Origin of the sequence: Curtobacterium oceanosedimentum (assembly GCF_020297365.1) — a bacterium.
GTDB lineage: Bacteria > Actinomycetota > Actinomycetes > Actinomycetales > Microbacteriaceae > Curtobacterium.
Genome location: NZ_JAIXIG010000016.1, coordinates 68,806 through 76,475, shown reverse-complemented (window position 1 = coordinate 76,475; position 7,670 = coordinate 68,806). Strand labels below are relative to the sequence as shown.

The following is a 7,670-nucleotide window of genomic DNA, read 5'->3' as shown; positions in this document are numbered from 1 at the left end:
CCACCTCGAACGCCGCCCCCGGCAACCGCTTCCGCATGACCTCGATCGCCGCCGGGTTGTCGTCCACCAGCACGTACCGCCGCCCGAGCGCCGAGGCCACCGCCCCCGTCGTCCCGCTGCCGGCGAAGAAGTCGAGCACCCAGTCCCCCTCGCGCGACGACGCCTGCACGATCCGGCGCAGCACCCCCTCGGGCTTCTGCGTCGGGTAGCCGGTCTTCTCGCGGCCGGTCGGCGACACGATCGTGTGCCACCACACGTCGGTCGGCAGCTTGCCGCGCTCCCGCTTCTCGGGCGTGACGAGCCCGGGGGCCATGTACGGCTCGCGGTCGACGGCCTCGGAGTCGAACCAGTACCGCGTCGGGTCCTTCACGTAGACCAGGATCGTGTCGTGCTTGGTGGGCCAGCGCGTCTTGGACTTGGCACCGAAGTCGTACGCCCAGACGATCTCGTTGAGGAACGACTCACGGCCGAACAGCGCGTCGAGCAGCACCTTGGCGTAGTGCGACTCGCGGTAGTCGAGGTGCAGGTACAGCGTGCCGTCAACGGCGAGCAGGCGCCAGGCCTCGAGCAGGCGGGGCTCGAGGAACGACCAGTAGTCCTCGAACCGGTCGTCGAACCGCATCAGGTCCCCGCGCACCCGCTCGTAGGTCCGGCCGTGGAACCCCATCACCGGTCCGTCGGCCTTCGGCACCGCCGAGCTCGCGTGCCGCCGCTGGTACCGCCCGGTGTTGAACGGCGGGTCGAGGTACACCAGGGTGAACGAGCCGTCGGGGTACGCGGGCACCACGTCGAGCGCGTCGCCGAGGACCACGCGGTCCGGGCCTCGGTCGTCTCCGCTGTGCACGACTCCATCTTCCCGTACCCAGCGTCGACCCAGGCGACGACGACCCCGCGGCGTAGGTTCGGCGGCATGGCATCCCCCGAGGTCCGCAACGACACCGACGCGCAGCAGTACTCCCTGGTCGAGGACGGCGAGGTGATCGGTCTCGCCGCGTACGAGGTCGACGGCGACACGATCCACTTCACCCACACCGAGGTCGATCCCGCGCACCGCGGCGGCGGCCACGCCTCGATCCTCGTGCAGCACGCCCTCGACGACGTCCGCTCGGGGTCGTCGAAGCGCGTCGTCGCTGACTGCAGCTACGTCCACGCCTGGATCGAGCGCCACCCCGACTACCAGGAGCTCACCACCCGCTGACCGCCGACGCGGCGCGCGTCGCCGCGCCCGTCAGTACGAGCGGTGGTGCGTTCCGACGCGGGCTTCGTGCCGCCCGGCGCTCCGCACCGCTGGCACCTTGATGAGCACGCTGCCGCTCAGCAGGTCGTGGTCGTCGTCCGTCGGCGTCGGTGCCTCCTTCGGGAGGCGCGACTGCCGTTCGTACTCCGCCTGCGTCTCCTGCCGGGTCGGTGCGAACACCTCGTCCAGCATCCCGATGACGCCTCCGGATCCGCCGCTGCGCGTGGACTTGTTCGACAGGTCGATCCACCCCGCGCGATCGGCGATCCACACCACGACGGCCACCGCGGCCACCGCCCCCAGGAAGATCAACCAGTTCACGCCAGTGACGCTACGTGGGTGCTCCGCCGCCGACATCAGCCGCGCGGGGGATTCTCGTGATCCACACGTCTGGTTCATGGGATCGACGACGAGACTCGTCCGGCGGCGGCCGGTGCGTCCCCCCTCGGCTCCGGTCGCCGCGTCGGCCAGACACCTCGACGTGCCAGGATGGCGCCGTGCTCGACGACGCAGACCGGGACCTCATGCGGGCGTTCGCCCGCTACATCGACCACGCGAACGAACTCGCGGGGGCTGAGCAGCGTGCAGCCCTGACGCCGATCGGCGAACGGGTGCGGGACCACCTCGGTGTCGATCCGCAGTCGATCCCGGTGGTCACCGAGGAGCTGCCCGACCACCGCCTGGTCGACGCGGACATCGCGCTCGAGTCGCTCACCAGTGGGCAGCCAGACGCGCTGATCGGCATCGCTGGGGACGATTCCCGGTTCCACAGCTCCGTCAGCGAGTTCCTCGCGAACCAGCACATGCAGTGGGCGCCGGGGCCGGTCAGCTACAGCGACCGTGCCACCGGCCCGGACACCACGCGCCGGGTGGTGTCCCTCGGACTCCGCCTGCTCACCTTCGACGGGTCACCCGTCGCGGTCGTCCAGCGTGCCGCCAATCCGGAGTACGGCCGGGCAAGTGCGACCCTCGAGGTCATCGCAGCCGACCAGGACGCCGCCGCGGCGTTCCTGCGGCGACTCCGTGCGCTCATGATCGAACGCAGTGTCCTGCGGGGGCAGGTCCTGTCGTTCGTGCCCTCCGAGTACGGCGCCGACGCGGGGGCGACGTTCCTCCGGCGTCCCGAGGTCGCCGCTGACGACGTCGTGCTGGCCGACGGGGTCCTGGACGAGGTGGTCGACCACGTCGTCGGGATCGGTGACCAGCGCGAAGCACTCCTCGCTGCCGGGCAGCACCTCAAGCGTGGTGTGCTGCTCTACGGACCGCCCGGCACCGGCAAGACGCTGACGATCCGGCACCTGCTCACCCGGACCGAGGGCGTGACGGCTGTCCTGCTCACCGGTTCGAGCATCGCGGCGATCGGTGCGGCGGCGGAGATCGCGCGGACCTTCCAACCGTCGATCGTCGTGCTCGAGGACATCGACCTCGTCGCGATGGAACGGCATGCATCGCCGCAACCGCTGTTGTTCGAGGTGCTCGACGCACTCGACGGCCTCGACGGTGACGCCGACGTCGCCTTCGTCATGACCACCAACCGGGTGTCGGTGCTCGAACGCGCCCTGGCCGACCGCCCCGGACGGGTCGACCTCGCCGTGGAGATCCCGTTGCCGGAGCTGCCCGAGCGCCGACGGCTGTTCCGTCGCTACGCCGGCGCGCTGCCCTTCTCGGACGCAGCCCTGGCCGATGCCGCTGAGCGTGCCGAGGGGACGACCGGCTCGTTCGCGAAGGAGCTCATGCGTCGGAGTGTCCTCGGCGCCGCCCTGCGCGGAGCAGAGCCGGAGGACGGCGACCTGGGGGCCGCGCTCGACTCGCTGCTGACGGAACGGTCGGCACTCACCAGGAAGCTGCTCGGCGTCCGAGGCGGAGCGGACCACGACGACGACCCCGACGAGTACGACGAGTACGACGACGAAGTCGAGGACTCCGCCGGCACCGGCCCGTGGGTCGCCTCCGCTCCGCTCGCGGGACCGACCCTCGCTCCGAGGTCCGGCCGCGGCCAGGTCGACCTCACGCTGCAGTCTGACGACGACGAGCGCTGACGGAGATCACGGCACGCGCTGGAGCCACTCCGTCGTCGAGAACTTCGTCCGCACGAGCTCCTGCGCCCGCGCCCGTTCGTCGGCGGTGACCTGACCGGGCGTCGCGCCGTAGCGCGTGGTGAAGGTGTCGACGAGCCGCTCGATGATCTCGGCCCGCGACAGCCCGGTCTGCGAGCGCAGCGGGTCGACGCGCTTGGCCGCCGACGTCGTGCCCTTGTCGCTCATCTTCTCGCGCCCGATGCGCAGCACCTGCACCATCTTCTCGCCGTCCATGTCGTAGCTCATGGTGGCGTGGTGCAGCACGGCCCCGGTGCCGAGCCGCTTCTGGGCGGCGCCGCCGATCTTGCCCTTGGCCGAGGTGATGTCGTTGAGCGGCTGGTAGTACGCGTCGATGCCGAGGGTCTTCAGGGCCTCGATCACCCACTCGTCCAGGTACGCGTACGAGTCCGCGAAGGTCATGCCCTGCACCAGGTCGGCCGGGACGTACAGCGAGTACGAGATGATCGCGCCCGCCTCCATGAACATCGCGCCGCCGCCCGAGATGCGCCGGACGACCTGCACGCCGTACTTCGCGGCGCCCTCCGGGTCGACCTCGTTGCGGAGCGACTGGAACGACCCGATGACCACGGCGGACTCGTCCCACTCCCAGATGCGCAGGGTCGGACCACGACGGCCGGCGCCGACCTCCTCGGTGAGCACCTGGTCGAGCGCCAGGTGCTCGTTCGGGCTGATCGGCCCCTCGTGGACGACCTGCCACGCGTGGTCGCGCCAGCTCGACGCACGGGACAACGCCCGGCGCACCGCGACGCCCACCGAGTCGGGCGTGAAGCCGAGCAGGACGGCGTCCTCGGGCAGTGCCGAACGGACCGCAGCGGCGATCCCCGCGGCGTCCGTGGTGGCGGGGAGCCCGTTCACGGCCGCGTCGATGAGCGGCAGCGCGTCGTCCGGCTCGAGGAAGAAGTCACCAGCCAGACGGAACTGCTGGATCGCGCCGTCGACGACCTCGAGGTCGACGACGACCAGCTTGCCCCCGGGGACCTTGTACTCACCGTGCATGCCGCAACCCTATTCCGGTCCACCGACCGGGTTCCGCACGGGCGTCAGCGGGCGATCGACCGGTCCAGCCAGGCGACCAGGTCGGCGATGACCTCGTCGCGGTTCGTCTCGTTGTAGACCTCGTGCCGAGCGCCCTCGTACACGTGCACGGTGACGTCGGAGAGCCGGCCGCGCCGCCGGTACGCCTGCGCCAGGCGCTCGACCGACCGGGGGCCGCCGAGCGTGTCGTCGGACCCGACCTGCAGCAGCATCGGCAGGTCGTGCGGGATGCCCCGGCGCGGGACCCCGAGCAGCCGGAGGGTGTCGGCGAGCCCGAACAGCCCGATGACGTCGGCTTCCACCGCGAGCGGGTCGAGCCCGACGGCGTCGATGACCTTCCGGTCGCGGCTGAGCCACTCGTACTTCGTCGGCCCCGAGCCCGCGTGCCGGGCGTTCAGGTCGCCGCTGTTCATCCAGCCGGGCAGTCGGTACGCCGAGGCGGACAGGACCACCCCGTCGTAGCGATCTGACGAGGTGTTCACGATCCGCTGCGCCATCAGCGACCCCCACGAGTGCCCGAGCAGCACGAGCGGCAGCTCCGGCTCGTCGGCGCGGGCGACCGCGCTCATCTGCTCGACCGCCGCGATCGCCGCCCGGAGTCCCCCGGGTCCCAGCCGCCCGAGCTTCGCGTGGTCACCGTCCCACTGCGCCAGGCCGGTGCGCCCGTGCCCGCGGTGGTCGTTCGCGTGCACGGTGTACCCGGCACGCACCAGGTCCTGCGCCAGCGGCTCGTACCGGAGCCCGTGCTCGCCGACGCCGTGCGCGATCTGCACGACGCCCTTCGGCCGCGCTGCGCGCCAGGTCGAGTAGACGATCTCGACGCCGTGCGCGTCGGTGAACGAGGCGTCGCCCCGTGCGGCGGAGAAGGTCGGCACACCGGCATCTTCGCAGACGGACCCCATCCCGCACCTGTTCATCCGGCGTTCACGCAGGCGGGTCGGAGCGAGGCCTACCGTCCTGCGCATGGACGTCATCGTCATCGTCACGCTGGTGATCGTCGTGGCCCTCGTGTTCGACTTCACGAACGGCTTCCACGACACCGCGAACGCCATGGCCACGTCGGTCGCCACGGGAGCGCTCAAGCCCCGGACCGCCGTGCTCATCTCCGCCGTGCTCAACGTGGTCGGCGCATTCCTGTCCACCGAGGTCGCCAAGACCGTCTCGCAGGGCATCATCCGCGAGGGCGAGGACGGCGTCAGCATCTCCCCGACGATGATCTTCGCGGGACTCGTCGGCGCGGTGCTGTGGAACCTGGCGACCTGGTACTTCGGGCTGCCCTCGTCCTCCACCCACGCCCTGTTCGGCGGGCTCATCGGTGCCGCGATCATCGGCGCCGGCCTGAACTCGATCAGCTGGGCGACGGTGGTGTCGAAGGTCGTGCTGCCGGCGCTGCTCTCGCCCGTCATCGCCGGGGTGATCGCCCTGGTGGCGACGTACGTGGCGTACGTGCTCACGAAGAACGCCACGACGCACGGCGCAGCGACGGGCTTCCGGCACGGGCAGACGATCTCGGCCTCGCTGGTGTCGCTCGCCCACGGCACGAACGACGCGCAGAAGACGATGGGCGTCATCACGCTGACCCTCATCGCCGCGGACTACCAGGCGGCCGGCACCGGGCCGGCGCTCTGGGTGGTCCTGGCCTGCGGGCTCGCGATCGGCCTCGGCACCTACACCGGCGGCTGGCGGATCATGCAGACCGTCGGCAAGAAGATCTCCGACGTGCAGTCGCCGCAGGGCTTCGCCGCCGAGACGAGCTCCGCCGCGACCATCCTCATCTCGTCGCACCTGGGCTTCGCGCTCTCGACCACGCACGTCACGAGCGGCGCCGTCGTCGGCTCCGGGCTCGGCAAGAAGCTCGCCGACGTGCACTGGTCGGTCGTCGGCCGGATCGTCGTCGCGTGGGTCGTCACGCTGCCGGCGGCCGCGGTGGTCGGGGCGCTCGCGACCTGGCTCGCATCGACCTCGACGATCGGTCTGGTGCTCGTCGCGGTGCTCGCCCTGGCCGGCGGGCTCGGCTTCTGGGCCCTCGCGAAGCGCAAGCCGATCTCGCAACGGGACATGACCGACGAACCGACCGAGCGGGCAGAACCGCAGCCGACCGGCACGAGCAACTGACCGGCACGACGGACCGAGGGGAACGACCATGGACATCGACTTCACCAGCATCGCCACGGTCGCCGGCGTCGGCTTCGTGGCCGCCGTGGGCATCGTGCTCGTCTACACGCTCGGCCTGCGGCTGCTCGGCACCGGGCAACCGGTCGACGCGGGTGGCGAGCGCACGCAGTACTCCGACGAGGGTCCGCGCTCCGGGCACACCCCGCCGGTGGCCCTGGCGGGCGCCGTCCTGTGCTTCGCGGTGTGCGTCGCCGCCGTGCTCGCCGGCATCTGGCTGACGATCCCCCAGTTCCACTGAGACCGGAACGGCGGGACCGGGACCGCGAGACCGGTCCGGCGGGACCGGCCCGGCAGGGCCGCTGACGGACGGGAGGACCGGACCGGCGTCAGTGCGCGCTGTAGCCGCCGTCGACCAGGTGGTAGCTGCCGCTGATGAACGACGCGCGGTCACCCAGCAGGAACAGCACGAGCGCGGCGACCTCGGCGTCGGTGCCCAGGCGCCCCGCGGCGTGCTGCGCCTCGAGCCCGGCGAGCTCGTCGGCACTCAGTGAGGCGCGGACGAGCGGCGTGTCGATGAACCCGGGGCCCACGGCGTTCGTGCGGACCCCCTGGGCGGTGTACTCGAGCGCGGCGACCTTGGTCAGCCCGACCAGCGCGTGCTTCGCGGCCACGTAGGCGGCGTTGTTCGCGATGCCGACCGAGCCGAGCACCGACGACATGTTGACGATCGCGCCGCCGCCGGCAGCCAGGATCGCGGGGATCTCGTACCGCAGCCCGTAGAAGACGCCGTCCAGGTCCACCGCGCGGACGCGGTCCCACGCGGCGACGTCGTACTCGCCGATCGGCTGCGGGGCGGCACCGATGCCGGCGTTGTTCACGGCGAGGTGCAGCGCGCCGTACGTGTCGACCGCGAACCGCACCATGCGCTCGTTGTCGGCGGCCACCGCGGAGTTCGCCTCGAACGCGCTGGCGGTCCCGCCGGCCGCGGTGATCTCGGACGCGACGCGCTCCGCGGCGTCCAACTTGATGTCGGTGACGACGACGCTCGCGCCCGCGGCGGCGAGCTCCTTCGCGACGGACTCGCCGATGCCGCTGCCGCCACCGGTGACGACGGCGACCTTGCCCTCGAACTCGGACATGTTCCTCCTGCTCTCTGGACAACACCTGTTGCCCAGTTCGAGCGT

At 71.4% G+C, this 7,670-nt stretch carries 9 protein-coding genes; 4 read left to right on the top strand and 5 right to left on the bottom strand.

Annotated elements, in window-relative coordinates; translation table 11 throughout:
• Nucleotides 1–844: DNA-methyltransferase (locus LEL83_RS09145; RefSeq protein WP_225558578.1), on the bottom strand; the 844-nt coding region annotated here is incomplete at its 3' end.
• Between the two features lie 66 nt (nt 845–910).
• Here LEL83_RS09145 and LEL83_RS09140 point away from each other — a divergent pair.
• Nucleotides 911–1,198, top strand: coding sequence for a GNAT family N-acetyltransferase (locus tag LEL83_RS09140; RefSeq protein WP_198657729.1), 288 nt, complete (start codon nt 911–913; stop codon nt 1,196–1,198).
• Nucleotides 1,199–1,228: 30 nt separating this feature from the next.
• Here the strand turns inward: LEL83_RS09140 and LEL83_RS09135 are convergent, their stop codons facing one another.
• Nucleotides 1,229–1,558 (bottom strand): hypothetical protein, encoded by a 330-nt coding sequence (locus LEL83_RS09135; RefSeq protein WP_225558577.1) that lies wholly within the window; start codon nt 1,556–1,558, stop codon nt 1,229–1,231.
• A 176-nt stretch (nt 1,559–1,734) separates the two neighbouring features.
• On the opposite strand from LEL83_RS09135, the gene LEL83_RS09130 reads away from it, so the two are divergent.
• The gene (locus LEL83_RS09130; protein WP_225558576.1) at nt 1,735–3,276 is read left to right on the top strand and encodes an AAA family ATPase; all 1,542 of its coding nucleotides are present in this window, start codon (nt 1,735–1,737) and stop codon (nt 3,274–3,276) included.
• A 6-nt stretch (nt 3,277–3,282) separates the two neighbouring features.
• Here LEL83_RS09130 and lplAB read toward each other — a convergent pair whose 3' ends face one another.
• Both lplAB and LEL83_RS09120 read right to left on the bottom strand, forming a co-directional pair.
• Nucleotides 3,283–4,332 (bottom strand): lipoate-protein ligase LplAB, encoded by a 1,050-nt coding sequence (lplAB, locus tag LEL83_RS09125; RefSeq protein ID WP_225558575.1) that lies wholly within the window; start codon nt 4,330–4,332, stop codon nt 3,283–3,285.
• A gap of 44 nt (nt 4,333–4,376) precedes the next feature.
• The gene (locus LEL83_RS09120) at nt 4,377–5,246 is read right to left on the bottom strand and encodes an alpha/beta hydrolase (protein ID WP_198657725.1); all 870 of its coding nucleotides are present in this window, start codon (nt 5,244–5,246) and stop codon (nt 4,377–4,379) included.
• 88 nt (nt 5,247–5,334) lie between these two features.
• Between LEL83_RS09120 and LEL83_RS09115 the strand changes: the two genes are divergently transcribed.
• Together LEL83_RS09115 and LEL83_RS09110 are read left to right on the top strand one after the other, a co-directional pair.
• Complete coding sequence (locus LEL83_RS09115; protein ID WP_225558574.1) at nt 5,335–6,486, top strand: inorganic phosphate transporter; 1,152 nt, start codon at nt 5,335–5,337, stop codon at nt 6,484–6,486.
• Nucleotides 6,487–6,514: 28 nt separating this feature from the next.
• Nucleotides 6,515–6,784 carry a hypothetical protein gene (locus LEL83_RS09110; protein WP_198657723.1) on the top strand — a complete coding sequence of 90 codons (270 nt, stop codon included), beginning with the start codon at nt 6,515–6,517 and terminating at the stop codon, nt 6,782–6,784.
• 88 nt (nt 6,785–6,872) lie between these two features.
• Here LEL83_RS09110 and LEL83_RS09105 read toward each other — a convergent pair whose 3' ends face one another.
• Entirely contained in the window at nt 6,873–7,625 is a 753-nt protein-coding gene (locus tag LEL83_RS09105; protein ID WP_225558573.1) for an SDR family NAD(P)-dependent oxidoreductase, read from the bottom strand.
• Nucleotides 7,626–7,670: the final 45 nt, after the last annotated feature.

What these genes read in the sequence shown, in the direction of transcription:
- LEL83_RS09140 (WP_198657729.1), top strand. Translation starts at nt 911, where the DNA reads ATGGCATCCCCCGAGGTCCGCAACGACACCGACGCGCAGCAGTACTCC.
- lplAB (WP_225558575.1), bottom strand. Translation starts at nt 4,332, where the DNA reads ATGCACGGTGAGTACAAGGTCCCCGGGGGCAAGCTGGTCGTCGTCGAC.
- LEL83_RS09115 (WP_225558574.1), top strand. Translation starts at nt 5,335, where the DNA reads ATGGACGTCATCGTCATCGTCACGCTGGTGATCGTCGTGGCCCTCGTG.
- LEL83_RS09110 (WP_198657723.1), top strand. Translation starts at nt 6,515, where the DNA reads ATGGACATCGACTTCACCAGCATCGCCACGGTCGCCGGCGTCGGCTTC.
- LEL83_RS09105 (WP_225558573.1), bottom strand. Translation starts at nt 7,625, where the DNA reads ATGTCCGAGTTCGAGGGCAAGGTCGCCGTCGTCACCGGTGGCGGCAGC.